The sequence below is a fragment of the Haloplanus vescus genome, assembly GCF_900107665.1.
In the GTDB taxonomy this organism is placed as follows: Archaea; Halobacteriota; Halobacteria; order Halobacteriales; family Haloferacaceae; genus Haloplanus; species Haloplanus vescus.
This window is the reverse complement of sequence record NZ_FNQT01000001.1, coordinates 84733-110263: the sequence shown is the minus strand read 5'-3', so window position 1 is coordinate 110263 and position 25531 is coordinate 84733. Positions and strand designations below refer to the sequence as shown.

Annotated in this window: 23 protein-coding genes; 10 read left to right on the top strand and 13 right to left on the bottom strand. The window is 67.3% G+C overall.

Annotated features, from left to right (window positions below; all coding sequences use genetic code 11):
- Positions 1-11: 11 nt before the first annotated feature.
- Positions 12-2534 (bottom strand): PAS domain S-box protein, encoded by a 2523-nt coding sequence (locus BLU18_RS00605; protein WP_092629892.1) that lies wholly within the window; start codon positions 2532-2534, stop codon positions 12-14.
- Positions 2535-2721: 187 nt separating this feature from the next.
- On the opposite strand from BLU18_RS00605, the gene BLU18_RS00600 reads away from it, so the two are divergent.
- Positions 2722-4449 (top strand): peroxidase family protein, encoded by a 1728-nt coding sequence (locus tag BLU18_RS00600; RefSeq protein WP_143025204.1) that lies wholly within the window; start codon positions 2722-2724, stop codon positions 4447-4449.
- An 87-nt stretch (positions 4450-4536) separates the two neighbouring features.
- The gene (locus BLU18_RS00595; protein ID WP_092629886.1) at positions 4537-5022 is read left to right on the top strand and encodes a twin-arginine translocation signal domain-containing protein; all 486 of its coding nucleotides are present in this window, start codon (positions 4537-4539) and stop codon (positions 5020-5022) included.
- On the opposite strand, the gene BLU18_RS00590 is transcribed toward BLU18_RS00595, so the two are convergent.
- Genes BLU18_RS00590 through BLU18_RS00580 form a run of 3 tightly spaced genes read right to left on the bottom strand, consistent with a single transcriptional unit; the run spans position 5023 to position 7203 of the window.
- Positions 5023-6330 (bottom strand): amidase, encoded by a 1308-nt coding sequence (locus tag BLU18_RS00590; RefSeq protein WP_092629883.1) that lies wholly within the window; start codon positions 6328-6330, stop codon positions 5023-5025. It lies immediately after the preceding gene.
- 45 nt (positions 6331-6375) lie between these two features.
- Complete coding sequence (locus BLU18_RS00585; protein WP_092629880.1) at positions 6376-6663, bottom strand: hypothetical protein; 288 nt, start codon at positions 6661-6663, stop codon at positions 6376-6378.
- Positions 6664-6678: 15 nt separating this feature from the next.
- Positions 6679-7203, bottom strand: coding sequence for a DoxX family protein (locus tag BLU18_RS00580; protein WP_092629877.1), 525 nt, complete (start codon positions 7201-7203; stop codon positions 6679-6681).
- Positions 7204-7447: 244 nt separating this feature from the next.
- Here BLU18_RS00580 and BLU18_RS00575 point away from each other — a divergent pair, with 244 nt between their 5' ends.
- Complete coding sequence (locus BLU18_RS00575; RefSeq protein WP_092633534.1) at positions 7448-8677, top strand: permease; 1230 nt, start codon at positions 7448-7450, stop codon at positions 8675-8677.
- On the opposite strand, the gene BLU18_RS00570 is transcribed toward BLU18_RS00575, so the two are convergent.
- Positions 8674-9621: a mechanosensitive ion channel family protein gene (locus BLU18_RS00570; protein WP_092629874.1), complete on the bottom strand. Its 948-nt coding sequence runs from the start codon at positions 9619-9621 to the stop codon at positions 8674-8676. The two genes, BLU18_RS00575 and BLU18_RS00570, sit on opposite strands and share 4 nt — an antisense overlap.
- A 121-nt stretch (positions 9622-9742) precedes the next feature.
- Between BLU18_RS00570 and BLU18_RS00565 the strand changes: the two genes are divergently transcribed.
- Positions 9743-10246: a DUF7979 domain-containing protein gene (locus BLU18_RS00565; RefSeq protein ID WP_092629871.1), complete on the top strand. Its 504-nt coding sequence runs from the start codon at positions 9743-9745 to the stop codon at positions 10244-10246.
- Here BLU18_RS00565 and BLU18_RS00560 read toward each other — a convergent pair.
- The 4 genes from BLU18_RS00560 to BLU18_RS00550 all read right to left on the bottom strand — a co-directional run bounded on the left by BLU18_RS00560 (position 10223) and on the right by BLU18_RS00550 (position 13211).
- Entirely contained in the window at positions 10223-11515 is a 1293-nt protein-coding gene (locus BLU18_RS00560) for an MFS transporter (protein ID WP_092629868.1), read from the bottom strand. The two genes, BLU18_RS00565 and BLU18_RS00560, sit on opposite strands and share 24 nt — an antisense overlap.
- Before the next feature lie 243 nt (positions 11516-11758).
- The gene (locus BLU18_RS14685) at positions 11759-11917 is read right to left on the bottom strand and encodes a DUF7563 family protein (protein WP_176791149.1); all 159 of its coding nucleotides are present in this window, start codon (positions 11915-11917) and stop codon (positions 11759-11761) included.
- Between the two features lie 149 nt (positions 11918-12066).
- Positions 12067-12699 carry a phosphoribosyltransferase gene (locus BLU18_RS00555; RefSeq protein WP_092629865.1) on the bottom strand — a complete coding sequence of 211 codons (633 nt, stop codon included), beginning with the start codon at positions 12697-12699 and terminating at the stop codon, positions 12067-12069.
- 80 nt (positions 12700-12779) lie between these two features.
- Positions 12780-13211, bottom strand: a complete 432-nt coding sequence (locus BLU18_RS00550; RefSeq protein ID WP_092629862.1) for a universal stress protein — start codon at positions 13209-13211, stop codon at positions 12780-12782.
- A gap of 263 nt (positions 13212-13474) precedes the next feature.
- Between BLU18_RS00550 and BLU18_RS00545 the strand changes: the two genes are divergently transcribed.
- Positions 13475-13870 (top strand): response regulator, encoded by a 396-nt coding sequence (locus BLU18_RS00545; RefSeq protein WP_176791148.1) that lies wholly within the window; start codon positions 13475-13477, stop codon positions 13868-13870.
- On the opposite strand, the gene BLU18_RS00540 is transcribed toward BLU18_RS00545, so the two are convergent.
- Positions 13871-14641: an NAD+ synthase gene (locus BLU18_RS00540; protein WP_092629856.1), complete on the bottom strand. Its 771-nt coding sequence runs from the start codon at positions 14639-14641 to the stop codon at positions 13871-13873.
- A gap of 81 nt (positions 14642-14722) precedes the next feature.
- Between BLU18_RS00540 and BLU18_RS00535 the strand changes: the two genes are divergently transcribed.
- Positions 14723-15700 carry a TIGR03557 family F420-dependent LLM class oxidoreductase gene (locus BLU18_RS00535; protein WP_092629853.1) on the top strand — a complete coding sequence of 326 codons (978 nt, stop codon included), beginning with the start codon at positions 14723-14725 and terminating at the stop codon, positions 15698-15700.
- On the opposite strand, the gene BLU18_RS00530 is transcribed toward BLU18_RS00535, so the two are convergent.
- Positions 15697-17142 carry a sensor histidine kinase gene (locus BLU18_RS00530; RefSeq protein WP_092629850.1) on the bottom strand — a complete coding sequence of 482 codons (1446 nt, stop codon included), beginning with the start codon at positions 17140-17142 and terminating at the stop codon, positions 15697-15699. The genes BLU18_RS00535 and BLU18_RS00530 overlap by 4 nt on opposite strands.
- A gap of 438 nt (positions 17143-17580) precedes the next feature.
- On the opposite strand from BLU18_RS00530, the gene BLU18_RS00525 reads away from it, so the two are divergent.
- Positions 17581-20358, top strand: a complete 2778-nt coding sequence (locus BLU18_RS00525; RefSeq protein WP_176791147.1) for a PAS domain S-box protein — start codon at positions 17581-17583, stop codon at positions 20356-20358.
- 59 nt (positions 20359-20417) lie between these two features.
- Here BLU18_RS00525 and BLU18_RS00520 read toward each other — a convergent pair whose 3' ends face one another.
- Positions 20418-20981, bottom strand: coding sequence for a response regulator (locus tag BLU18_RS00520; protein WP_092629844.1), 564 nt, complete (start codon positions 20979-20981; stop codon positions 20418-20420).
- A gap of 162 nt (positions 20982-21143) precedes the next feature.
- On the opposite strand from BLU18_RS00520, the gene BLU18_RS00515 reads away from it, so the two are divergent.
- Both BLU18_RS00515 and BLU18_RS00510 read left to right on the top strand, forming a co-directional pair.
- A complete protein-coding gene (locus BLU18_RS00515; RefSeq protein WP_092629841.1) occupies positions 21144-21722 on the top strand; it encodes a phosphoribosyltransferase family protein in 579 nt (192 codons plus the stop codon).
- 120 nt (positions 21723-21842) lie between these two features.
- Positions 21843-22763, top strand: coding sequence for a sodium:calcium antiporter (locus BLU18_RS00510; RefSeq protein ID WP_092629838.1), 921 nt, complete (start codon positions 21843-21845; stop codon positions 22761-22763).
- Between the two features lie 4 nt (positions 22764-22767).
- Here BLU18_RS00510 and BLU18_RS00505 read toward each other — a convergent pair whose 3' ends face one another.
- A complete protein-coding gene (locus BLU18_RS00505; RefSeq protein ID WP_092629835.1) occupies positions 22768-24570 on the bottom strand; it encodes a bacterio-opsin activator domain-containing protein in 1803 nt (600 codons plus the stop codon).
- A 284-nt stretch (positions 24571-24854) separates the two neighbouring features.
- Between BLU18_RS00505 and BLU18_RS00500 the strand changes: the two genes are divergently transcribed.
- Positions 24855-25292, top strand: coding sequence for a universal stress protein (locus BLU18_RS00500; protein WP_092629832.1), 438 nt, complete (start codon positions 24855-24857; stop codon positions 25290-25292).
- Positions 25293-25531 lie beyond the last annotated feature (239 nt).

The following is a 25531-nucleotide window of genomic DNA, read 5'->3' as shown; positions in this document are numbered from 1 at the left end:
AAATAGCGAGCCTAACGCGCCGATTCGTCGGTCGGTGGCTGCAAGAATATCAGATCGAACACCGTCCCGCAGTCGCCGTCGGCGTCGCGGATGTCGACCGCGCCGCCGTAGGTGTCCATCATCTCCTTGACGAGATACAGGCCGAAGCCGTTGCCGGGCGCTTTCAGTTCGGAGACGCCCTTCTCGAGGACGGCCGCTTTCTGGTCGTCGGGGATGCCCGGACCGTTGTCGGCGACGTGGACGACCAGCGCCGACCGCTCCTCGACAGCCGTCTCCTCGTCGAGTTGCCGAACGGGGCGGTTCACGACTGGCTCACCGCTCTCGGCGCCGACAGGCACCTCGCGGGTCGTCGTCGACGTCCAGATTCCGACGCGGGGCGTCTCGGCATCGTTGTGGACGACGGCGTTCGAAATGACGTTCTCGAACACCTCGCCGAGGAGCGTGTCGGCGAGGACCGCCTCGCTCTCGTCGGGCAGGTCGTGCACGTCGAACTCGGCGTCGTACGACTGGCGAGCGAGCGCTATCTTCGCTTCGAGTTCCGGCCGAACCGCGAGCGCTTCCGTGTCGTGGTCCTCGGCGTCGAGGATGGCGTTCATGAACGACCGCATGGTGTCGATGAGGTCGGAGAGGTCGTCGACCCGCGTGCTGATGGTGTCGAGATGCGTCTGGGCGTCGGCATCGTCCGCGAACCGCGATTCGAGCAGTTCGGTGCGGGCGTTGATGAGGTTCAGGCCGTTCAGGATGTTGTGGCGGATGATGCGGTTCATGAACTCAAGGCGTTCGCGCTGGCGCTGGAGGGCGCGTTCGCGCTCTCGTTGCTCGGTCAGGTCCTCGACGATTTTCGTGTAGCCGATGTGCTCGCCGTCGTCGTCGTGGCGGGCGGCGATAGTCACGTCGGCCCAGAACCGGTCGCCGTCCCGGCGAACCCGCCACCCCTCGTGGCGGGCCTGTCCCGTCTCCCGCGCTTCCGCGAGCAGTCGTGACGGCAGGCCGTCCGCCACGTCGGCGTCGGGGTAGAACGTCTGGAAGTGCTCGCCGACGATTTCGTCGTGGGTGTAGCCCTTAATCTGTCTCGCGCCGTCGTTCCACGAGGTGACGTGTCCGTCGGCGTCGAGCGTGAAGATGGCGTAGTTGTCGACCGTCTCGACGATGTCCTCGAACTTCGACGCCTGGTCGTGGAGGCGCTTGCGTCGCTCCTCGCGCCGGTGTTCCTGTTCGAGTTCGTACCCCATCCAGTTGCTCATCAGTTCGACCATCGTCAGTTCCCAGTCGTCGAAGGCCGTCGCCGCGTCGCGATTGAGGAAGCAGAGCGACCCGTATATCTCGCCGTCGACGTAGACGGGTGTCCCGACGTACGTCTCGAACCCGCGGTCCGTCCCGTACGCCTTCTCGTCGACGTCGAAGGGGCGCGTCCCGAACTGGAGCGTCTTCGCCTGCTGGAGCATCCGCTCGCAGTGTGTCTCCGCGAGCGGAACGACGTCGCCCGTTTCGAGGTCGGCCTGCTCCGCGCGGAGCGTCTCGACTTCGTACGTGCCGGCGTCGGAGTCGACGCGAGCGAACGACCCGTAGTCGGCGTCGAACAGGTCGCGACCCACGTCGAGGAGGCCCTCGATCTGCTCGTGATACGAGCGCGAGGCGTCGGAGATGATGTCGCACATCTCGCGCAGACTCGCCTCGCGGCGGTCGAGTTCGCGTTCCCGTCGCTTGACGGGCGTGATGTCCGTGTAGTGTTCGACCCGCCCCCCCTCGTAGAGACCGCTATCGATTGGCTTGCTCCAGTGTTTGAGCCAACGCTCCGCACGGTCGAGGGTCGCGAGGACGTGACACTCGAACTCCTCGACGCCCGCGTTGCGGTCGAGGGCATCGAGGACGCGAGCGCGAAACGTCTCGGGGTCTTCGACGGCGTCGGCGAAGTCCTCTTCGGCGATGGTTCGCGCGTCGCGGTCCGCGATGGAGTCACGGTCGAGGCCGAAGTACGTCGCCGTCGCCTCGCTCGTCCAGACGATACTGTGCTCCGCGTCCGAGACGACCGTAGCGACTTCCGCGCTGTCGAGGGCGTCGTCGGTGAGGGTTCGGTACTCCTCGCGACTCCGTTCCAAGTCGTCCCGCGCCTTCTGTTGGGCGGCGTTGTAGGTGCCGACGCCGAAGGCGGTTACCGACCCGAAGAGGACGCCGTCGAGGGCCAGTATCCACGGCTTGAGTTCGTGCATCGCCCACAGCTGGAGCGAGATGACGAGCACGTAGAGCGCGCCGATACCCAGCGCGACGCCGAGGTTCCACTTCGTGACCGTCCACTTGTACTCCGGTTCCCAGTCCCGTTGCGAGAGCCACAGTCCGCCGTAGACGAGGCCCAGAGAGAGGACAATGAGCACGGAGTTTTCCAGCAGCGAGGTGGCGATGTCCCACGAGAGGTTGGCCGTGTCGTCCCAGATATCGTAGAGTGGCACCAGCAAGAGCAGGAAGCCGAGTAGCGAAACCCCGGTCCACGACCGGTCGAGTAACGTTGGAGACCACTGCGTCTGGTGCGCGCCCATACTAGCTCTCGACTCCGAGCCCTCTTCAATGGCGAAACTAACCACGTCGGTCGTGGTCGATAGTTCTGGGACTGCCTCCCGTCGTCGTGCCACGAGCAAGCGCCGAGGACGACGTCGAAGCCCGAATTCACGAGGTGCAGGCGCTCGCGTACGTTTATTAGGTAGGACCACAAGTTGTCAATCGGAAATGTCATCCGAATATACTGTTTCGGGGGTGGTGCGTGAGCCGACGGGGCGGCCGGCGGGGGGCGTGAACGTCCTCGTCGTGGACGTCGACTTGGGGGTCGACGATCCACTCGGTGTCGTCACCGCGGGACTCGACGGGCGGTTCGAACTGTCCGTGGACGCCGACGACATCGACGGCCCGTTCGAGGGGGAACCGGACCTCCGACTGTACGTGTTCGACGACGGCAAGCGACTGGTCGACCGTTCAATCGAGGCGAACGGCGGCGACGTGGAGGTGACCGTCGCCCGTGCCGACGCGGAGATGCCGACGATGGACGAAGTGATGTCGTCGATGGCAGAGATGCACCACGGCGTCGGGGGACAGCGAGGCATGACGAACACGCCACGGGCACCGTCACATCCGGGGCAGGGACGGTTCGGTCGACTCTTCCCGTACCTCGATGCGGCGAACCACGACGTGGCGTTCCTGCGGGAGCTGGGACTGCCGGGTGAAGCACTCGACGAAAGGAGCGCCGACCGCACCGTCGACAACGCCGAGCTACCGGCCGGCTTCGTCTTTTTCGGCCAGTTCATCGACCACGACATCACGCTCGATCCACTGTCGAGTCTCAGCCGACAGGCGGACCCGGACGCGATTCGGAACTTCCGAACGCCGCGACTCGACCTCGATTCCGTCTACGGGAGCGGGCCGGAGGTGAGTCGGTTCCTCTACGAATCGCCGTTCGCCGGCGGGACGCGGGACCGATTCTTGCTCGCGGCCGACCGTCCGGACCTCCCCCGAAATCGAGAGGGGACGGCACTCGTCGGCGACCCGCGGAACGACGAGAATCTGCTCCTCTCACAGTTCCAGTACGCGATGTTGAACTTCCACAACGCCATCTTCGAGTGGCTTCCCGAGGACACCGACAACCACTTCGAGCGTGCCCAGCAGTTCGCGCGGTGGCACTACCAGTGGCTCGTCCTCGAGGAGTTCCTCCCCGCCATCTGTGACGAGGACGTCGTCGACGCGGTGCGAGACGAGCGCCGGTACTACACGGTCGGCCGCGAGGACCAGTCGTACATGCCACTGGAGTTCGCGGGCGCGGCGTACCGCTTCGGACACAGCCAAGTGCGGTCGCGCTACCGCGTCAACGACGGGCGCGAGGGGAAACTGTTCGGCCACGGTCCCGACGCACTAAGTCCGGGGTTCCAGCCCACCCCCGAATCCAGTGCCGTCGACTGGCCGCACCTGTTCGAGATGGGGGAGGCGACGGACGCTCAGCGCGCTCGGAAGATCGACCCACTCCTCTCGCCAGACTTGCTCGACCTTCCCTTCATGACCGCCGACGAACCGTGGCGTCGCTCGCTCGCCTCTCGGAATCTCGTCCGGGGGCGGCGACTCGGCCTCCCGTCGGGGCAGGCCGTCGCCCGAGCGATGGGACTCGACCCGCTGTCGAACGCCGAACTCGGATTCGACGCGGTGCTGGACGAATACGGTCAGCCCAGCGACACCGAGATGCCGCTCTGGTACTACGTGCTCGCAGAGGCCAGCGAGCAGGCGAACGGCGAGCACCTCGGGGTGGTCGGGAGCCGCATCGTGGCCGAAGTCATCGTGGGCCTGATCGAATCCGATCCGCGGTCGTTCCTGACGGTGCAGCCGACGTGGACGCCGACGCTTCCGACGCCGTGTTCGGGCGCCGGCGACGACTTCACTACCGCGGACCTGCTGGCGTTTGCCGTCGGCGAGTGACACTGGCACGCGTGCGACACCGCAGCGGCGCCTGGGATGGGCGGAGAGCCGAGGGCTTATACTCGCCGTGTCCCAAGGAGGGCCATCATGTTCGACGACACGAGTCGACGTTCGTTCCTTCAGTTCGCCGGTGTCGGGGCGGCCGCTTCGATGGCCGGGTGTAGTTCGCTGGGCAATCACGAGGGCGGAAACGCGGAGCCAGCGACGGTCACGCTCGGCATCCAGCCCAGTCAGGAGTCGCTGCAGGAACTCCAGTCCGACATCCAGTCGCAGGTGCAGTCCGGCGAACTCAGCCGGATGGAGGCCCAGCAGCGATTCAGTCAGCGGCGGATGGAACTCACGCGCGAGGCGGTCGGCAGCTTCCGGAATCGGACCGGCAACGTCTCCGTGAGCGTCAACGACGCCGTCGAAGACGTTGGCGCCCTGCGCGTCTCGGGCGACCCGGCAGCGCTGATAGAGACGCTCTCGTTCGAAGAAGTGAGCGGCATGTTCCCCGCCTCGGTGTTCGACCAGGCCCAATCGCAGTCCGGAACGGGCACTCAGTCGTCCGCCACGCAGACGCCGACCGAGTAGTTACGACACCGACCCCACGTCGGCGACGGCCGTTTCGATACCCGCTCCCCACGCCAAGAGCGACTCGTCGGCGCCGAACGGCGCGACCACCTGTAGGCCAAGCGGGAGGCCGTCGACCTCTCCGGCGGGGACGGTGAGTGCCGGCACGCCCGCGTTGGTCCACGGCAGATTCATGATAGGGTCGCCAGTGTCGTCGATGCCCGAGGGCGCCGGGCCCGGCGCGCCGGGCGAGAGCAAGAGGTCCACGTCGCTCGACGCGACGACCTCCCCGATGCGACGGCGTACGTCGAATCGTGCGGCCCGGGCGTCGGAGAGTTCGTCCACGCCGACCTGCCGCCCCTCCTCGATCAACTCGACCGTCTCCGGCGCGTAGCGGTCGCCGTACTCCGTGTGCCACTCGGCGTGGGTGAGGGCGAATTCGGCGGCCGAAAGCGCCTGATGGCTCTCGTTGATGGCCTCGATATCGTCGAACACGTCGACGCGGCGAACGTCGTAGCCCGCGTCGTCGAGGGCGGCCGCGGCGGCGTCGATGCCTGCCCGCCCCGCCTCGGTCGCCTGTTCCAGATACGCGCCCTCGACGACGCCGAGCACCGGTTGCTCGCCGGGGTCGACGGGCGACCAGCCGTCACAGAGCACGCTGGCGGCGTGGGCCGCCCCCGCAACGTCGGCGGTGAAGGTTCCGAGATGGTCGACCGAGGGGGCGAACGGAATCACGCCGTCGAGTGGGATGCGCCCGTAACTCGGCTTGAAGCCGACGATGCCACAGAACGCCGCCGGGCGGACGACCGAGCCGATGGTCTGGCTCCCGATGGCGAGGGGCACGCTGCCGGCGGCGACGGCGGCCGCCGACCCGCTGGAGGAGCCACCGGGCGTGTGGTCGAGGTCACACGGGTTGCACGTCGCCGGCGGGTCGAAGTAGGCAAACTCCGTCGTGCGGGCCTTCCCGAGGTGGAGTGCCCCGGCCTCGCGGAGTCGGCTGACGACCGTCGCCTCCGGGCCGGTTATCGCCGACGGCGGTACCGACGACCCGGCTTCGGTCGTGTGGCCGTCGACGTGGATGATGTCCTTGATGGCGACGGGGACGCCGAACAGCGGCGGCCGGCTGGCGGGGTCGGCCTCGCGGGCGGCGAGGGCTGTCGCCTCGCGGCGCAGTCGCTCGCGGCGTCCGGGTTCGGAACGGAGTGCGTCGACGTCGGCCTCCGTCGCGTCGAGTCGGTCACAGAGGTCGTCGACGAGCGTGACGGGGCGACGGTCGCCGCGTCGGAGCGACCGAACGAGCGGCGCCAGCCGCTGGGGGTCGTAGTGCATACCCACCCACCGGGGGCGCCCGGCGTATAGTCCTTCGGGAGGTCGCTACTGCGTCGCCGGGCCCACGTCCGCTGGCGAGTCGGCGCCGGCCGCCGGGACGAGCGCACGGTACGCCCCCCACAGGCCGAGGATGGCCAGGCCGGCGAGCACGAGGCCAGTACGAATCACCGGGTCGACGCCCGGCTGGGCGACCACTTCGCCCGCCTCGTTCGTGACCGGCGCGGCGCCGTAGGGCGTCCCGTTCGCGATTTCGAGCGCACCGAGGACGACGACCCCCGTCAGTACGAGCGTGCTACTTACCGCCATCGCAACTGTGTCGAGTGTGTCGGTCATATCGGTGTCACCTCGTTAGCCGAGCAGGTACCGCAACCGCGGGTGGTTCTCGACCAGTGCCAGTCGTTCGAGCAGTTCGTCCAGCCCGTAGTACCGGCCGGCGCCGAAGACGACGAGGGTGCCGAACAGCAGCAACCCCATCAGGTCGCCGTTGACCAGGCCGTGGCCGAAGTCGGCGTTGCCGACCCAGAAGAACGCCATGAAGACGGCGCCGCCGGCGGCCGCCAGTCGGACAAGGGCGCCGACTATCAGCGCGAGTCCGATGAGCGTCTCCGCGAGTGGCACGGCGATCTCGATGACGCCCGGAATCGCCGTCCCCATCCACACCGCGAGCGGTCCGAGGGCGGTGTCCCCCATGCCCCGAAGGTACGCCGGGCCGTCGGCGAACTGCAGTCCCGCTGTCAGCAGTTTCGTCAGGCCGGCGTGGAGGAACCACCACCCGACGACGACGCGGAGGACTGCAATCCAGACTGGCGCGGCCGGGCCGGCACGCCCGAGGTCTAACTCCCCTGCCAACGGGTTGGAAACGTCGTAGGCCATCGTAGACACCTCACAGGTAGACCGATGGACTCCGACGCCATGTACACCCGTGCCGATTCCACGCGATTGAGAATCGGCGATGGGGTTGTGGGTTCGAAACGCCAAGTTCGTGATGGACGATGCTTTCGACTCCGAACTTCGGTCGTGCTGATACGTCGGGTTCCGAACCACAATCGAGTTGAACCGTCAAGCCGTAGTCACAAGCCATGGCTTCGAGACACCGCACCGCGTGGAGGTGGGTCGCGTGACCGTCACCGAGACGCTGGTCGAGGGACTGCGTCTCGCGGGCGAGATGGGCTGGGAGACGTGGTGGGCGCTCGTCCTCGGGTTCACCATCGCGGGCGCGGTGGAGACGTTCGTGAGCGAGGAGCGCATGTCCGCGGTGCTGGGCGGGGACGGGTGGCGAGCGCTCGGCCTCGGAACCGCCTTCGGTGCCGCGTCCTCCTCGTGTTCGTTCGGCGCCGTCGCGACGACGAAGTCGCTGTTCAAGAAGGGCGCGTCGCCCGTCGCCGCCCTCGCGGCCTTCCAGTTCGCCTCCACCAACCTCGTCATCGAACTCGGACTCGTGATGTGGATTCTGCTCGGCTGGCAGTTCGTCGTCGCGGACTACGTCGCGGGGTTGCTCCTCATCGGCCTCCTCGCTGGGATTTTCAAGTACGTCGTCCCCGAGGCGTGGTTCGAGACGGCCCGCGAGCACCTCCGGTCGTCGGAGGGGGTGCGCGACCCCTCCTGTGGGATGGAGGTAGACCCCACCGCTGACGACGTGGTGACGCTCGACACCGACGGCGGCACCGAGTACTTCTGCTCGGCGTCGTGTAAGTCGGCGTACGTCGAGTCACAGCAACAGTCGGACGCGACGTGGCGCGACCGCTTGCTGACCCGGGACGGGTGGCGTCTCGCCTCGAAGAACGCCCTCGGGGAGTGGGGGATGCTCTGGACGGATATCGTCGCTGGCTTCCTCATTGCTGGACTCATCGGCGCCTTCGTCCCCCGGGCGTGGTGGACGACGCTGTTCGGCGTCGGTGCCGAGGGGACGCTGGGTTGGGTGGTCGCGAGCGCCGTCATCGGCGTCGTCGTCGGCGTCGTGACCTTCGTCTGCTCGGTGGGGAACGTCCCCTTCGCCGTCATCCTCTGGTCGAACGGCATCGCCTTCGGCGGCGTCATGAGCTTCATCTTCGCGGACCTCATCGTCCCGACCATCGACGACGCCTACCGCCGGTACTACGGGCTTCGGATGGCACTCACGCTCTTCGTCAGCATCTTCGTCACCGCCGTCGTCGCCGGCGTCGCCATCCACTACCTCTGGTCGGGATTGGGCCTCATTCCGGCCAGCGGCGAGGTGGGCGGCACCGCGCCGGGCGGCTACACGACCTACCTCAACGCCGCCTTCACCCTCGTCTTCCTCGGGCAGGTGTACGTCGGGTACGTGAGCGACGCGGAGGGCGGCGAGACGGCGGAGTCCCACGCCAGCTAGCGGCTCCGACTGACGGGGAACGCCACGCGGTCGGGGGAGTCGTTGAACCGGTCGAGGATGGCGCGGTAGAGCGCGTTCCGCGTCCGCGTCCCGCGCCGCGGGTGGACGAGATAGCGCAGGCGAAGTTCCACCCACGACTCCTGCTGGACGACGTTGACCGTCGGTCCCTCGTTCACGTCGAGTTCGACCGGCGTCTCTTCGAGTCGCTCGCGGTAGGCGTCGATGCCCGCGGCCATCTCGTCGCCGAGGTAGTCCTCGGCCACCTCGACCATCACGCCGGTGGCGAACTCGATGTCGGTTTCGTAGGCCACCTGCACGGAGAGTTCGTTCCAGACGTAGGGGACACCCTCGCCGTAGAAGTTGACGACGTGGGAGGTGAGCACGACGCTGTTGGGGACGGTGACGATGCGGCCCGAGGGCTGGTTGGTCGAGACGAGTTCGCCGTCTATCTCCCACACCTCCGTCACGAAGAGGTCGATGGAGGCCACGTCGCCGCGGGTGTCCTCGATGGCGATGCGGTCCCCGACGGCGTAGGGTCGCTTGACGACGATGTAGAACCAGCCGATGAGCGACGCGAGCGCACCCTGTAGGGCGAAGGTGATGGCGAAGCCGACGACGCCGAACGAGAGCAGGACGCTCACCCACGCGCGAGTGACGACGCCGAAGCAGGCTATCAGCCCCAGCGCACCGAAGGCGAGACGGAGGACGTTCCGCACGTCGTGCCGGCGGCGCTTGCTCGCGGTGTGCGAGACGAGAAAGCCCACGACCAGTCGATAACTGCCGTACGCCGCCAGCACGACGGCGACCAGAGACACCACCAACAGCGCCGCGGGGGCGAGCGAGGTGCCGAACAGCGCCTCGCCGAACCCGTATCGGCGCACGAGGCGTCCCCCGGCGTAGAGAGCCACGGCGAGAGCGAGCGCAACCGACCCGACGTGTCGCATACCCACACACCGACGGGGAGGGTCGAAAAACCCCGGGTCCGCGGCGCCCGAGCAGCGACCACGCTGTCGGCGCACAGCAACGCGGCGGAAGACACATGGCGGAGAGTGTGCACGTCCCACTATGGTCGACCGCCCCTCCCTCCAGGCGATGCTAATCGGCGTCGGCGTCGTACTCCTCCTCGTCTCCTTCGCCCCGAGTGCCGGCGCCCCCGACACGGCGTACGCTCACCACGTCGCCCCCGCCGAGGACGGCACGCTGTCGTTCGGCCTCGAATACACGGATAGCGACGTGCGCGACTACGAGAACCTCTCGGCACGCGGGCAGACGGTGTTCGACCACGCCCGCACGGAGTCACCGTACGTCGTCGAGAACGAATCCGCGACCGCACCCGATTTCGACTATACCAGCGACCACGTCGCCGTCGGCGAGGGACTCTACCCGATACGCTACGACGGCGAGGTGTACGGTCTGCGCACCGAGCGAGGGAGTGATGGCTTCAACGCCGGCGCGTGGCTGCTCACGGTGACGACGCGCGTCGGCGGGGGGGCGCTCGTCGTCGCCGGCCTCGCGCTCGCTGGGATTCGCTGGTACTGCAACCGGTCAGTCGCCGGCGGCGAGTCCTGACTCGGCTCGCTCGCTCATTTCGCGGCGGTGCAGCCACAGCGCAGCGACGATGGCGACCACCGCAGCCACGGTGGCGATGCCGAACGCGACGCGGTAGCCGGTGACGGTGTAGACCCGAGCGCCGTTGATGACATCGCCCGTCCAGTAGGCGTCGAGGACGGCGCCCATGACCGTCGGTAGGATGGCGGCGCCGAAGTAGCCGAGGCTGTTGATGACGCCGGTGATGGTGCCGGCGACGGCGGGCGCGTGGCGCTCCTTGCCGATGGTGAACACGAGTGCGACGCCGCCGTTGGCGATGAGCGCGCAGAACAGCGCCAGTCCCACGACGGGGAGCGGCGGCACGAGGGTGAGCGTGGCGTACGCGAGCGTAAACAGGACGGCGGTGGCGACGACGAGTTCGGTCCGTCGGCCGGTCCGGTCGGAGAGCGTCCCGAAGGCTGGCGAGCCGAGGACGAACCCGACGTTGCCGAGGAGGACGTACGTCGACGCCTGAGCGACCGAGACGCCGTAGGTGTCGGCGACGAAGGGGACACCCCACAGGCCGAGGACGGTGAAGTTGACGCCGAGGACGATAAAGAGCAAGAGCCCCATCAGCCACGTTTCGACCTCCACGAGGACGGAGCGGGTGTTGGCGACGATGTCCGAGAGCGACGCCGGGCCGCCACCGCCGTTCGAGGGGACGATGTCGGCGTCCTGTTCCGGGCTGTCACGGACTATGCCGGCGACGGCGACGGCGAGGACGGCGGTGGTCGCGCCGGTGACGAGAATCGCGAATCGCCACCCGACGTGCTCGATGGCGATGGCCAGCGGCGTCGTCGCGAGGATGCCGCCCATGCCCGCCGCGGAGACGGTGTAGCCCGTCATCGTCGCGTACTCGTCGGGCCGGAACCAGTTGGCACAGAAACGCAGCGTGGCGATGTAGAGGACGCTCCCGCCGAAGCCGACGACGGCGCGCGAGAGGAAGGCGGCCACGAGCGTCTCGCTCCGGGCGAACCACGCCACGCCCACGCTCAATACGACGAGGCCGACGGCGCCCACTCGGCGCGAACCGTAGCGGTCGACCACCAGTCCCGCCGGGAGTTGGAGCGGGGCGTAGATGTAGAAAAACGACGCGTGGAGGAGGCCCAACTCCGAGCCGGTGGCGTCGAAGGTTCGAGCGAGCGAATCGGCGAGCACCGCCGTCGCCGTCCGGTGGAAGTTGACGAACAGGAACCCGGTCGCAAGCAGCGCCCAGAAGCCGGCGCGTCGCTGACGGACGGAGAGAGACATGGGGTACCGTCCGGGAAGCAGCGTCAATAGGATATTGGTTGCGCCTCACGACATCGGCGACGGAAAAACGCGGCAGGGGTGTGGGGAGTAGAGCGGCCGGGGCAGGGTCGCTCTGAAATCGCTGGATTGTCGCACGTCGTGCCGGTCACGAAGGGGGCGCCGACTCCGCAACCCGCATCCTATCACGACAGCCGGACGACATTAAAACGGGAGCCTAATTACAGCCCCGACGGGCGAGCGTCGCTACCCATTGCGAGTCGACCGTGCCTCGCGGACCGACGCGCCGTCGCGGAGCTTGTCCGGGCAGTGCGGGCAGACGCGCGGCGCCGCCTCGCTCGGCGGCGTGAAGACTTTCGCGTACTGTGCCGTGACGAACGATTCGCAGTTCTGGCAGGTCGGCATCGTCACGCCACCTCCCCGACGCGACGCGTGCGCAGTCGACCGTCGGTCGTGTCATGACACCGTCCAACCGAATCGCCGGTCAGTTGCATGCGTTGACGCATACCATACCAACGTGTGGGCGACCAGATAAGAGGGGAGCCTACATAGCGTCACTCAGCTACCCACCCGAGATACGCCATCGCCTCTTCGTCGGTCACCTGCCCGAAGGTGCGGTAGTGGGCGCCGACGGCGTTGAACGGTTGGGGTTCCGCGACGGCGACGACAGCGTCGGCCGCCGATTCGAGGTCACGCAGGGAGTCGGGCGGGCCGAGCGGTACCGCGAGCACGACCCGTTCCGCACCGGCGTTCCGGACCTGTCGGAGGCAGGCGCGGGCCGTCGCCCCCGTCGCCACGCCGTCGTCGACGACGACCACCGTCTTGCCGGCCATCTCGGGCGGGTCGCGGGCACCGCGATAGCGGTCGATTTTCTCCCGGGCCGTCTCGGCGGCCCGCGTTCGTTCTTGGTCGAGATACGACTCGTCGATATCGTGTCGGTCGATGATATCGTCGTTGAGCCACACGCTACCGTCGCTGGCGGCGGCGCCGATGGCGAACTCGGCGTTGCCCGGCATCCCCAGCTTCTTCGCGGCGACGATGTCCAGCGGTGCGTCGAGTCGGTCCGCCACGGGGCGAGCGACCGGGAGTCCGCCCCGCGGAATCGCGAGGACGAGGTCGGCCCCGATGTCGCGGTCCGCGAGCGTCGCCGCGAGTCGCTCGCCGGCCTCGGCTCGGTCCTCGAACATGGCCGAGAACGGGTCGCGCCGACGCAAAAAGTCGTTGCCTATCGGCCGTACACACCGCGAAAAGAACGATTTCACCGAGACTACGGCGGCGATTCGACCGTCAGCATGGGGCGGTGGACCGTCCGAATCGTCCGTTCGGTCGTACTCCCGAGCAGATATCGCTCCAGTCCGCTCCGACCGTGGGTCCCCATGACGACGAGGTCGACGTCGTGTGTCTCGGCGTAGTCGCCGATTTCCTCGGGCGCCGACCCCTCGACGACGACAGTTTCGGCGTGGAGACCGGCGTCCCGCACCGTCTCCGCGGCCGCCTCGACGACGTCTTCGCCTTCCTGCCAGAGTTCGTCGATGATGGTTTCGGGGACGCGACCGCCCATCATGCCCCGGTCCGGGTGTTCCACGGCGTGTACCAAGTGAACCGTGGCGTCGTCACCGCCCGCGATGCTACAGGCGTGTTCGACAGCGGCGTCACTCGGCTCACTTCCGTCGACGGGAACGAGTATCGACTCGTACATCTTCTGAGTCCTCCCTCCGGGAGAGTATAATAGTGCTACCTAATTATCACTTCGTGCGATAATCGGCGGTGATTGGCCGTCGAGAGCGGGCGAACGGGTGGCGAAGTCGAATGGCTGACAACACTTATGCCCGCACGAATCGTTGGTCTGAACGACTCGTCGTAAGTGGCTGCACCTCACTCGACGACCGTCGAGTGACGTTGCGAGGTCCCCCCACCGCGCATCGCCGCGGGCTCGCGTCCACGACACGCGAGACACCACCGATGTCCCCGAACCAAACACCCACCGACACGTCCGCGGACCGACACTCGTCGCAGACGGACACCGTCCTCGTCGCCGACGACGACGACGCGTTTCGCGAGACGCTGACGCTGTGGCTGGCGGATAGCCCGTGGCAGACGCGAACGGCGTCGAGCGGTTCCGAGGCGCTCTCGAAACTCGACGACAGCGTCGACGCGATGGTGCTCGACCGCCGAATGCCCGACCTCTCCGGCCCGGAGGTCATCGACCGCCTCGACGACACGCCCTTCGAGGGACCGGTCGTCGTCCTCAGCGCCTTCGAACCCGACGACCACTTGGACGACAGCGACGCGGCCGCGTATCTGACGAAACCCGTCGATAGCGACGACCTCGTCGAGACGCTGTCCGAAGTCCAGTAACTACTCGCGGAGGCTCGGACCGGGTGGCTGGGTGCGTTTGTGCGCCGACGACTGCCACCGGTCGACGAGGCGGTCGACTATCTCCCGGTCGATTCCCGTGGCTCGCGCGACCTGTGCCGGTGATTGGTCAGCGTCGACGACCCGGCGCAACACCGTGTCTATCGTCTCGTACTCCGCGCCGAGTTCCGACTCGTCGGTCTGTCCCTCCCAGAGCGCCGCCGTCGGCGTCTTCTCGACGAAGCGCTCGTCGACGCCGACGTGCCGGGCGACTTGGGGAACGTCCGACTTGTACAGGTCTTTCATCGGCTGGACGTCCACGGCGTCGTCGCCGTACTTCGTGACGTAGCCGAGCAAGCGCTCCGAGCGATTGCCCGCGCCGAGCACCAGCTGGTCGTGTTCGTTGGCCACCGCGTATTCGAGCACCATGCGCGTCCGCGCCCGGACGTTCCCGAGCGTGGGCGTCGCTGGCTCGAAGGGGAGTTGTGCCTCGGTGGCGTCGACGATTGGCTGGATGGACACGTCCTCGAACGCGACGCCGAGGTCACGGCAGAGCGCCCGCGCATCGGCCATGTTCGCCTCGCTATTCGGGCGGCCCGGCATGACGAGTCCCGTCACTGACTCCGGGCCGACGGCCCGCGCCGCGAGCGTCGTCGCGACGGCGGAGTCGAGGCCGCCGCTGACGCCGACGACGTAGCCCTCGGCGCCGGCGTCGGCCAGTTGCTCGGCGAGAAACGACTCCATGCGCTCGACCGCTCGCGCCACGTCGACCATACCGGGGCATCCGCCGCCGGCCTGAAATCGACACCGGTGATTAGGAGTCAGGTCGAAGGGGGTGGCGCTCCGAGGACCCGTATGAACGTCGGCTTGTTCGCGCCACACGAGCAGTACGCACCGGGTCGGCTGGCGGCGCTTGCGGCCCACGCCGACGCCGTCGGCTTCGACACCGTCTGGACGAGCGACCACTTCCACCCGTGGTGGCACTCGGGCGCCTCGTGTGGCGCGGCGTGGCCGTGGCTCGGCGCGGCGCTCGAACGCACCGAGAGCGTCCGGATGGGGACGGGCGTGACGGCACCCATCGCGCGGTATCACCCCGGACTGCTCGCACAGGGGGTCGCCACGCTGGAGTCGATGTACCCCGGTCGCACCCACCTCACGTTCGGGACGGGCGAGGCGCTCAACGAACGACCGCTCGGCTTCGAGTGGCCGTCGTATCCGGAGCGCCGGAAGCGCCTCGTCGACGCCTGCGAAATCGTCGACCGCCTCTGGGAGGGCGGCTTCCACGACTACGACGGCCACCACTGGACGCTCGACGGCGCGAAACTGTACACGCGCCCGGAGCCGCGACCGCCGCTGTACGTCGCCGGCAACGGTCCGCAGACGGCGACGGTGGCGGGGCGGTACGCCGACGGCTTCCTGACGCTCGTCGATATCGACACCTACCGAGAGACGCTGGTGCCGGCGCTCCGCGAGGGGGCCGACGCCGCCGGCCGCGACGCCGACGACATCGACCGCATCAAGCAGGCCACCGTCGCCTACGCCGACACCGAGGACGCCGCGCTGGACGCGGCGCAGTTCTGGACGGGGACCCTCGCCATCGACTTCGACGACGACGTGTCCGACCCGCGGGAAATCGAGCGCCGGGCGCGGGACCTGCCGCGCGAACGCTGGCGCGACTGGGGCCTCGTCACGACCGACCTCGACGAGGTTCGGGACCTGATCGCGCGCCACGAGGCGGCGGGCTTCGACGAGGTGGAACTGCTCGTCTCGACGCCGGACATGGAGCGGTTCGTCGACGAGATGGGGGCGTCGGTGCTGCCCGCGTTCGACTAACTGGTCGCGACGGGCAGGTCGAGTTCGAAGACGGTGCCGCGTGGCTCGTTGTCCCGTACCCGAACCTCGCCGCCGTAGTTCTCGACGGCGTCCTTGACGAGATAGAGGCCGAAGCCGCTCCCGCTACTCTCCGTGCCGTGTTCGCCCTGTTCGAAGATGTCCTCGCGCTGACTCGGCTGGATTCCGGGGCCGTTGTCCGCGACGGTCACCCGAACCACGCCGTCGACAAGTTCGGCGTCGACGGTGACCTCGGGCGTCTCGGCGTCGTTGTGTTCGACGGCGTTCCGGAACAGGTTGGCGAACACGTGGTCGAGCAAGTCATCGGCTTGGACGGCAACCTCGGGAATCGACGAGCGCTCGACCACCGCGTCGGGGTGTTCCTCGCGGATGTCTTCGAGTTCGGCGTCGATGACGGGACAGAGCGCCGTCGCTTCGAGCGTGTGGTCGTCGGCGAGGAGCGCCTGCATGTACGTCCGCATCGTCCGGATGAACTCGTGCATGTCGTCGACGCGGTCCAGCGATACCTCGACGTGGTCGGCGTGCGTGGGGTTCTCGAAGGCGACGTTGCGGTCGATGAGCCGAAGTCGCGCCTCGATGAGCGAGAGGTCGCCCAGCAGGTCGTGCCGGAGCGTCCGATTGACGAACTCGAGGATGTCCCGCTCCTCGCGCAGTCGCGTCTCGCGCTCGATGCGCCGGACCGCCTCGTTGAGGTGCGTCCCGAACAGCTCCGCGGTGGCCACGTCGTGGCCGTCGAAGTCGTCGCCCCAGAGTCCAATCCATCCGCGCTCGCCGATGGGAACCCGCTCGGCTGGCTGGGCGCTGGGCGGCGCTTCGGCGGTGTCGACGACCACCGTCTCGTCGACGACGACCCGGACGGGCGTCGCGCCGAAGATGTCGGTGAGTCTGGCGTCGGTTATCTCGTAGACATCCTCGTGTGTCGTCGCGCTCTCCAGGTCGTTGGCGAGTCGATAGAGCAGTTCGAGCGACTCCCGTTGGGTGCGTTCCTCGTCCGCCGCCGACCGGTACGCGGTCGCCTGCGTCGAGGCGACGCTGACGCCGAAGGAGGTGACGGCGCCGATGATGACGCCGTTCATCGCGAGGACGTAGGGCTTGAGCGCGCCCATCACCTGCAACTGGAGTCCGGCGGCCCACGCGATGAGGGCGCCGAAGGCGACAGTCGCGAGGACGGTCCGACGCGCTACCCTCGTGACGTGGTCGGTCGCCCAGTCGCTTCGGACGAGCCACACCCCGCCGACGACCAACCCTCCGGCGAGGGCGAGAAAGAGCGCGTTCTCCGCAATCGTGGTCAGAATCCCCCACGAGAGGTTCGTGGCGTCGTCCCAGATGTCGAACAGTGGAACACCGAGCAACAGACAGCCGAGAAGGCTGATGCTCCCGCCAGCGAGAAGTCGTCGAGACCGGATACCTGCCGGTCCGTTCATTACGTGAAACTCGATGCTAGCGACCAAAAAAGCCTGCCCTAACCGCCCATCAGAGGCGCCGACTGGCGGCTGTGGCGACTGGTCGCCGCGTCCCCGCCGAAGACGATAGGCCAGCGAACCAAGAGGTCGGCGAGTATCAATCTAGACGCGGGTGGGGAGGACTCCACTCGCAGCACTCGTGCGGGCGCCCCGCGGACGCCTGCCCCCCGTCGTCGACCCCCCCTATTCGCCGCGCCGGTTCGGCGCGGCGGCCCCCCTTTCGAACTGCCCGCGAGACGCAGTGACGGTGCTCGACACGCCAGCAGCGCGACGAGTGATTTTTATCACTCTGACTGGAATAAGGAGGGTAGTCGATAGCGCAGTGACCCGTATCGGACGACGTAGACGGGTCGTGCGGCGCCATCGATGCAGTGGCCCGCGACGGGGGGTATCAGCAATATGTCAGGAATTCACGACAGCAGAGACGAAGTGTTCGAACGCGTCGACGACGCTTTCTTCGCACTCGACGACGCGTGGCGATTTACGTATTTGAACGACCGGGCGGAGGAGGTGCTGGACGTCGACCAGAGCGTCGTCGGCGAGAGCGTCTGGGACGAGTTCGAGGCGGCCGTCGACACCACGTTCCAGTACGAGTACGAACGGGCGATGGAGACCCAGGAGTCGGTGTCGTTCGAGGAGTACTACCCGCCGCTAGACAGTTGGTTCGAGGTGACGGCCTACCCCTCCGAGACGGGGCTGTCCGTCTACTTCCGCGACGTGACGGAGCGACGCGAGCGCGAACGCGAACTCGAACGCTACGAGACCATCGTCGAGACGGTCCACGAGGGCATCTACGTCGTCGACGAGGACGGCACGTTCGCGATGGTCAACGAGGCGTATGCCGAGATGCTCGGCTACGACCGGACGGAACTCCTCGACGCGTCGGTGTCGACCGTCGTCAGCGAGGAGACGGTACAACGGGCGGCGGCGCTCTACGACGAACTCGTCGAGACGGAGCGAGAGACGGCGACGATGACGGCGACGCTCACCCGGAAAGACGGGGGGACGCTGGTCGCCGAGGCGACGTTCTCGCTCCTGCCGACGGGCGAACGCGTCGGCATCGTTCGCGACATCACGGAAGAGCAGGCGCGCGAACAGAAACTCGAACTGTTCGAGCGCATCGTCGAGACGGTCGAAGACGGCGTCTACGCCATCAGCGACGACGACCGCTTCATCGTCGTCAACGAGGCGCTCTGTGAGATGACGGGCTACGACCGCGAGGAACTCCTCGGGAAGAAGCCATCGCACATCAGAGACGAGTGGATCGGCGAACGGGCCGAGGAACTCGTCGCCGAAGTGCTCGACGGCGAACGCGAAGAGGGCGCCATCGAGTTCGACCTCAATACCAAAGGCGGCGAGCACCTCTCGGTCGAGGCCCGCGTGACGCCGTTCTCTATCACGCAGGGTACCGGGCGCTGTGGCGTCGTCCGCGATATCTCAGAGCGGAAGGAGCGAGAGCGCGAACTGCGTGACCGCATCCGGCAACAGCAGGTCGTGACGGAGCTCGGCAAGCAGGCGCTCGAGACCCAGGACATCGACCACCTGATGGACGAGGCGGCGAGGCTGGTCGCGGAGACGCTCGACACCGACTACGCGAAGGTGCTCGAACTGACGGATGCGGGCGACGAACTCCTGCTTCGGCAGGGCGTCGGCTGGGACGAGGGCATCGTCGGCGAGGCGACCGTCTCGGCGGTCGACCGGGACTCACAGGCGGCGCACACTCTCGACGCTACTCACCCAATCGTCGTCGACGACCTCACGACCGAGACGCGATTCAGCGGCCCCGACCTCCTGACCGACCACGACGTGCGGAGCGGTATCAGCACCATCGTCGGTCCAACCGGCGACCCGTGGGGCGTCCTCGGAACCCACGACACGGCACGCCGGGAGTTCTCCCAGCACGAGGTCAGCTTCGTCCAGTCGGTCGCGAACATCCTCGGCGCGGCCATCGACCGCCATCAGGGACAGGAGGAACTTCGCCGCCAGCACGAGCGACTGTCGGCTATCAGCGACATCGACTCGCTCGTGCATGGCCTCTCGGAGTCGATGTTCGGTCTGTCGACACAGGAGGACATTCGAGAGCTAATCTGTGAGCGCCTCGCGGACTCGGACTCCTACGAGTTCGCGTGGATAGGCACCGTCGAGGACGGCGACGTCGTCGTCGACGCCGAAGCGGGCGTCGAGGACTATCTCGACGACGTGACGCTCTCGATGGACGACCCGCCCGGGGAGCAGGGACCGGCCGTCCGTGCACACGCGACCGGGGAGATGCACGCCGTCCCAGACGTGGAGACCGACCCGAGATACGAGGAGTGGCGCGAGCACGCCCGCGAGTACGGCTACCGCGCGGCGGCGTCGATTCCGCTCCTTGACGACGGTGAGATGTGCGGCTCCCTGAACCTCTACTCGGCACGAAGCGAGGCGTTCAGCGACGAAGAACGCGAAGCCCTCCAGCGACTCGGCTCCATCATCGCCTACGCCTTCTCGTCGGTCGAGCGGGACCGGGAACTCCAGCGCGAGCGCAACCGACTGGAGTTTATGAATCGCCTGCTCCGACACAACCTGCTCAACAGCCTCAACGTGGTCGAGGCGCGTCTGGAGATGCTCGACGGCCGCGTCGACTTCGAAGTGGCGACCCACCTCGACACCGCGCTCGGGCGTACCCGCGAGATGATAGACTTCGTCGAGACGATTCGAAAGATTACGAAGGTCATCGGCGAGAACGATGGCGTCGACCAGGAACTCGGACCCATCGACATCCAGGAGGCCGTCGAGACGCGCGTCGAGCACGCGAGCGACCGCCACCCCGAAGCCGAGTTCGACGTGGCCGACCTTCCGTCCGTCGACGTAGTGGCCGACGACCTGCTCAGCGAAGTCCTCGACAACGTCCTCGTCAATGCGGCCCAGCACAACCCACACTCCGACCCGACTGTCTGGGTTGACGTGACCGCCACCGACGACGAGGTGGTGGTGTCGGTGGCCGACGACGGCCCGGGCATCCCCGACGAACAGAAGGCGGACATCTTCCGGCGCGAGGCGAAGACGTTCGACGACCCGGGCTCCGGGTTCGGCCTCTATCTCGTCAGGGAGATTATGGACTCCTACGGCGGCGAGATTACGGTCGAGGACAACGACCCCGAGGGCGCGCGCTTCCGCCTGACATTCCAGCGTGCCTGAGACGCTCGGCGACCCTGACGACCCGGGCCGACGTGTCTCTGCGTCGGCGCGCGAGCCACCTACTGCTGCAGGGTCAGGAACGCCGAATCGAAGTCGTCGAGGTCCGAGAACCGGTCGTCGATGCGCGCCCGAATCTGGGTGGCGTCGCGCCGGAGTTCGGTGAGGGCCTCGTTGGACCCGTCGGCATCGCTCTGTTCGAGGGCGACGATTTTCGACGTGAGCGCGAAGTGTCGCTGGAGGTCGTCGTCGAGTTGCGACCGAATCTGGAGTTCCTGAACCGTCTCGCGGACCGTCGCCTCCGAGACGGGTTTCGTGACGTACTCGTCACAGGGTAGGTCCGCGAGTTCGCGGCCGGGTTCGACGGCGGTGAGCATCGCCTTCTGGTCGTCGATGTCGCGTTTCGACATGGTTCGGAGCACCTCGATGCCCGACAGGTCGGGGATTCGTCGGTCGAGCAACACGACGTCGACCGACTGGTCGTACCACGCGAGGCCGTCGGCGCCGGTGTAGGCCGTTCGCACCTCGTATTCGGGTTCGAGCCACAGGCGGTACGTGTCCGCGAGGTCTCTGTCGTCCTCTACGACGAGTATGGTCGGCGAGTCGCTGTGCTGTGTCTGGTCCATTGTGGTGGTGGGGGGACGGGGTCGGCGTTCGTCGTCACGGTGGGCTTCGTACCCATCTGTTCGCACAGGGACAGTTGAATGGGCGGCCAAGTATCCAAGCGAGAGCGAGCGAGGCGGCCGGTTAGGGCGGCCGGTTATTCGTCCGGACACGAACAGACGAGCATGTACGAGGACCGGACCACGGCGGGACGGGCGCTCGTCGACCGACTGGCCGAGCGGTCGCTGCGTCCTGACGTCGTCTTCGCCCTCCCGACGGCGGGACGACCGGTCGCACGACCGATTGCCGACCAGTTCGATGCGACTCTCGGCGTGATGGCCGCGGCGCCGATTCGCTCGCGCGACGACCCGTCCCTCCCCGTCGGCGCCGTGACCGACACGGGGCACGCGTGGGTCGACGACCGACTGGTCGAGGCGTTCGGCGTCGACGACGACCGACTCGACGCCGAGACGCAGCGAGCGTTTCGCGAGGCACGAACCGAACGCGACGGCGTCGAGTCGACCCCGACGCCGGCGGGGACCGTCGCTCTCGTCGCGGACGGCCTCGTAAACGGGATGGCAATGAAAGCCTGCGCGTCCGCACTGGGTCGCGTCGATGGCTGTGACGTGGTCAGTGCGGCCCCCGTCGGACTGCCGGAGACGGTCGCCGAGCTACACGCGCTAGCCGACGACGTCGTGGTCGCCCAGCGAACGCGCCGCGAGAACCTCCTCGAACCGATGTACGCAGCGTCGGACGCTGAATGAGTCACGGGCTTCGAACTGGCGGCCCAGACCGTTCCATGGTAACACTTCCGAGCGTTTTTTCAGCGCGAGCGCCGAGACTCGACCCGAGATGCACGGGACGCGCGACGACACCGTGAGGGGATGATGCTCGGTCACGCTCTCGCGCTCCTCGGCGGCCTCGCAATCCTCCTGTTCGGCGCCGACCGCGTCGTCTCCTCGGTCGTCGCCATCGCCGAGGCCTTCGGCGTCCCCACACTCCTCGTCGGCGGAACGCTCGTCGCCATCGGCAGCTCGATTCCGGAGGTGACGACTGCCGTCTACGCCGGAATCTACGGCGCAGGCGACTTCGTCGTCGGCCACATCATCGGCTCCGCCACCTCCCAGATCACCCTCGGCGTCGGCGTGGTCGCCCTCCTCTCGCCGCTCCGACTGTCCCGCGAGAAGGTGACGGTGTACGGCGTGGGGATGATCGCCGCGATGGCGCTCATGCTCCTCGGTCTCCGGTCGGGGACGCTCACCCGAGTCGAGGGCGCGGGCCTCGTCGCCGCGTATCTCGTCTTCGTCGCCGTGCGCCTTCGAGACGGCGAACACGCCGGCGCCATCGAACGCCACCGCGACCCCGACCGGTCGCTCGCCCGCGCCGGACTCTGGCTCGTCGTCGGGTTCGCCCTCGTCGTCGTCGGCGGCCACCTACTGGTGGTCAACAGTCGCGCGCTGGCGGTGGCGCTCGCCGTCCCCGAGTACCTCGTCGGCCTCGTGACGGGACTCGGGACCACCGCCCCGGAAATCGTCATCGCCGCGTTGGCCGTCGGGCGCGACGAGGGCGACATCGCCATCGGCACGCTGTTCGGGAGCAACGTGACCGACCCGCTGTTCTCGCTCGGCCTCGGCGCCCTCGTCGACGGCTACGCCATCGAGCAGGTGGGGGCGACGATGGCCTCGGGCACCTATATGCTCGCCGTCGCGACGCTCGTCGTCCTTGTCTTCTACGTCAACGGCGGCATCAGCAGGAAGGCGGCGGTGGGCTGTATCGCCCTCTATGCGCCGACCTACGTGCTGTGAGCGGTCACTCGTCGTCGCGCAGACGCTCGTTCTCGAACTCGCCCGTCTCCTCGAAGAATGCCTCGATGAGTTCGATTTTCGCGCCGCGGAGATGCTCGTGGAGGGTCGGCGGCGCCAAGTCCAGCGAGTCGGCGATTTCCTTCGCCGTCGACTCGCGGGGCCACGCGAAGTAGCCCGCGGCGTAGGCGGCTTCGAGCACCGAGTACTGGCGGTCGGTGAGGCGGTTCTCGAGCGACTGGCGGAAGTCCGCCGTCGACTGGAAGTCGCGTTCCACCTCGCGTTTGGCGACGAGGTCCACGTCGTCGAACGACTCCTGAATCGTCTCGGCGACCGTCCGGACGTCCGTCTCGGGCGCGACTGTCGCGGTGACGTGGCCCTGTCCCTCGTCGACGCGCATCGACTCCACGTTCGCGCCGGCGTCGATGAGCGAGAGAACGACCGTCGACTCGGAGACGCGACACTCGTAGAGGCCGCCCTCGCTCGACTCGCCGACCCCCCGGACTTTCTCGATTTCCGGCATCTCCGTCGCCGCGTCGAGAAACGCCGACGTCGAGGCGCCGGTGACTTCGACGTAGCTCGTGAGCTCGCCGTCGGCGGCGGGGACGAAACTCTTCAGCTCGATGCGCGACCCTGTCTCCGTCGAGAGCGAGATGAAGACGTCGGACTGGTCCTCGACGTCGAACTCGAGTTCGACGACGGTGTCCGAGAGCATCAGGCGCTTGCTCTCGACGGAGTTGATGGCGTTCGCGATGCTGTCGCCCAGCTCCGAGAGAACGGATATCTCGCGCTCGTCGAAGATGTCCCGGTCGTCGGTACAGACGTTCAAGACGCCGTAGACGGTGTCGCGATATATCAGCGGGACGACAGCCCCGGCGGCGTATCCGGGGTCGTCGTCGGCGAACTCGAGTGGGTCGAGCATCTCTTGCCCTCGCTCCGAGGAGAGGTCGTTGACCACCTGCACCTCGCCGGAGGAGACGGCTTTGGAGGCCGGGCCGCCGCCGCCGTCGGCGACGGGGTGGTCGTCGAGAGAGGCGTCGTCCGCGCCGGCGACGACGTTCGGCCTCACCTGGTCGAAACTGAGCGTGTAGTCGCCAATCCACGCCAACCCGTAGGGGTCGGACTCGACGAGGCGCTCACAGACCGTCCGCTCGATTTCCTCGCGACTCGTCGCCACCACGAGCTGCTTGTCGATATCGCGGATGACGGAGGTGATGCGCTGGAGGCGTTCGAGCCGCTCTTTCATCTCGCGAATCTGCTCGGCGTCGCCCGCTGCCGCCGTCTCGGCTTCGAAGGCGGCCGCAGCGTCCGGGTCGCGGAGGTTCTCCTCGTCGCGCGTATCGAGGGCTTTCGCCGTCGATTCCATCGCGAAATAGTCCTGCGCCTCGGTGTCGAACCCCTGTCGCAAGAGCAGGTCGTCGATGGCCTCCCGGAGTTCGGCCTGCGTCACCGGCTTGACGAGGTACTCGTCGAACGGCAGGTCGATGATGTCCGTGTCCGGTTCGACGGCGGTGAGCATGGCCACCTGACAGCCGAGTTCTTGCTCGCGAATGTCTTCGAGCACCTGATCGCCCGGGATGCCCGGCATCCGCCGGTCGAGCAAGACCAAATCGAGGCCGTCGTGAATCTGCTTGCGCGCTTGCACCCCGCCGTAAGCAGTCTCCACCTCGAAGTCGTCGGAGAGCCACACGCTGTACGTATCCGCGAGGTCCTTGTCGTCGTCGACGATGAGTATCGTCGGCGCCTCGCCGTCGGCGTCGTGTAACTCGACCCCCTCGTCCGCGTCGTCGGCCTCCGTCGTCCGACTCACGAGTTACCCCCCACGTCGACTACCCCCCTTGGGATGTCGTCCCGACGGATTGCCCCGAATGCTCGAACCATACTGACCATCACTATTCGTCGGTATAAACTCATCCCGGCCTAATAACTTCGGCCCAACCCAAAACGTGTTGGGATTTCAACTAGTCGGGGGCGAGAGTTCGCGGGCGATTTCGGCTCTCTCGCGGACGCCCTCGGCGAAAATCGAGCGTCAGACCCAGAGCAGGACAAGTACCTTGGGCCGTCGCTGAGGTAGCTTCACTCACACTAGCCACTATGTACGACACGATCATCCACCCGACCGACGGCAGTGCGTGCGCGGACCAGGCGCTCGAACACGCGATAGAGCTCGCCACGATGTACGACGCGTCGCTCCACCTGGTCTACGTGGTCAGAGAGCCAGTTACGGCGCCGTCGCCCTCGCTCGGAACCATCATCTCGGAACTCGAAGAGACGGGCCAAGAGATTCTCGACAGCCGTCGCGCGACGGTCGAAGACGCGGGCGTCGAGTCGGTGACGACACACGTCCTCGACGGGAGCATCGAGGCGGAACTCGAAGCCCTCATCGCGGAGACGGGCGCGGACCTCGTGGTGATGGGCACCCACGGCCGGTCGGGGCTGAACCGCTATCTCGTCGGCAGCGTCGCCGAACGCGTCCTCCGGACGAGTTCCGTCTCCGTGCTGGCCGTCGGTCCCGACGAGAGCGACGACTGACCCGTCAGGAGGCGTCGCCCCGCAGTAGCGGCCCACCGCGTGCGGGGTCGACTGTCGCGGTGAGGTCACGCTCCGGATATCGGTCGCCCCGGTCGGGGAACGGAATCGCGACGGCGTCGTCGGCGGGAGGTCAACATCGAGTTCGAGGAGGGGCGTCTCGCCCACTGCCGACGGATTGGCACCGCGCATACGGCGTCCGTCAGTGGCCACGGGGAAAGGCGATGGCCCAAATCCCGAAA

Coding starts and splice junctions, on each gene's coding strand:
- BLU18_RS00595 (WP_092629886.1), top strand. CDS start 4,537: ATGTTCGACGACACGAGTCGACGTTCGTTCCTTCAGTTCGCCGGTGTC.
- BLU18_RS00545 (WP_176791148.1), top strand. CDS start 13,475: ATGTCCCCGAACCAAACACCCACCGACACGTCCGCGGACCGACACTCG.
- BLU18_RS00560 (WP_092629868.1), bottom strand. CDS start 11,515: ATGTCTCTCTCCGTCCGTCAGCGACGCGCCGGCTTCTGGGCGCTGCTT.
- BLU18_RS00550 (WP_092629862.1), bottom strand. CDS start 13,211: ATGTACGAGTCGATACTCGTTCCCGTCGACGGAAGTGAGCCGAGTGAC.
- BLU18_RS00525 (WP_176791147.1), top strand. CDS start 17,581: ATGTCAGGAATTCACGACAGCAGAGACGAAGTGTTCGAACGCGTCGAC.
- BLU18_RS00565 (WP_092629871.1), top strand. CDS start 9,743: ATGGTCGACCGCCCCTCCCTCCAGGCGATGCTAATCGGCGTCGGCGTC.
- BLU18_RS00520 (WP_092629844.1), bottom strand. CDS start 20,981: ATGGACCAGACACAGCACAGCGACTCGCCGACCATACTCGTCGTAGAG.
- BLU18_RS00600 (WP_143025204.1), top strand. CDS start 2,722: ATGTCATCCGAATATACTGTTTCGGGGGTGGTGCGTGAGCCGACGGGG.
- BLU18_RS00500 (WP_092629832.1), top strand. CDS start 24,855: ATGTACGACACGATCATCCACCCGACCGACGGCAGTGCGTGCGCGGAC.
- BLU18_RS00555 (WP_092629865.1), bottom strand. CDS start 12,699: ATGTTCGAGGACCGAGCCGAGGCCGGCGAGCGACTCGCGGCGACGCTC.
- BLU18_RS00590 (WP_092629883.1), bottom strand. CDS start 6,330: ATGCACTACGACCCCCAGCGGCTGGCGCCGCTCGTTCGGTCGCTCCGA.
- BLU18_RS00580 (WP_092629877.1), bottom strand. CDS start 7,203: ATGGCCTACGACGTTTCCAACCCGTTGGCAGGGGAGTTAGACCTCGGG.
- BLU18_RS00540 (WP_092629856.1), bottom strand. CDS start 14,641: ATGGTCGACGTGGCGCGAGCGGTCGAGCGCATGGAGTCGTTTCTCGCC.
- BLU18_RS00585 (WP_092629880.1), bottom strand. CDS start 6,663: ATGACCGACACACTCGACACAGTTGCGATGGCGGTAAGTAGCACGCTC.
- BLU18_RS00530 (WP_092629850.1), bottom strand. CDS start 17,142: ATGAACGGACCGGCAGGTATCCGGTCTCGACGACTTCTCGCTGGCGGG.
- BLU18_RS14685 (WP_176791149.1), bottom strand. CDS start 11,917: ATGCCGACCTGCCAGAACTGCGAATCGTTCGTCACGGCACAGTACGCG.
- BLU18_RS00515 (WP_092629841.1), top strand. CDS start 21,144: ATGTACGAGGACCGGACCACGGCGGGACGGGCGCTCGTCGACCGACTG.
- BLU18_RS00535 (WP_092629853.1), top strand. CDS start 14,723: ATGAACGTCGGCTTGTTCGCGCCACACGAGCAGTACGCACCGGGTCGG.
- BLU18_RS00605 (WP_092629892.1), bottom strand. CDS start 2,534: ATGGGCGCGCACCAGACGCAGTGGTCTCCAACGTTACTCGACCGGTCG.
- BLU18_RS00510 (WP_092629838.1), top strand. CDS start 21,843: ATGATGCTCGGTCACGCTCTCGCGCTCCTCGGCGGCCTCGCAATCCTC.
- BLU18_RS00570 (WP_092629874.1), bottom strand. CDS start 9,621: ATGCGACACGTCGGGTCGGTTGCGCTCGCTCTCGCCGTGGCTCTCTAC.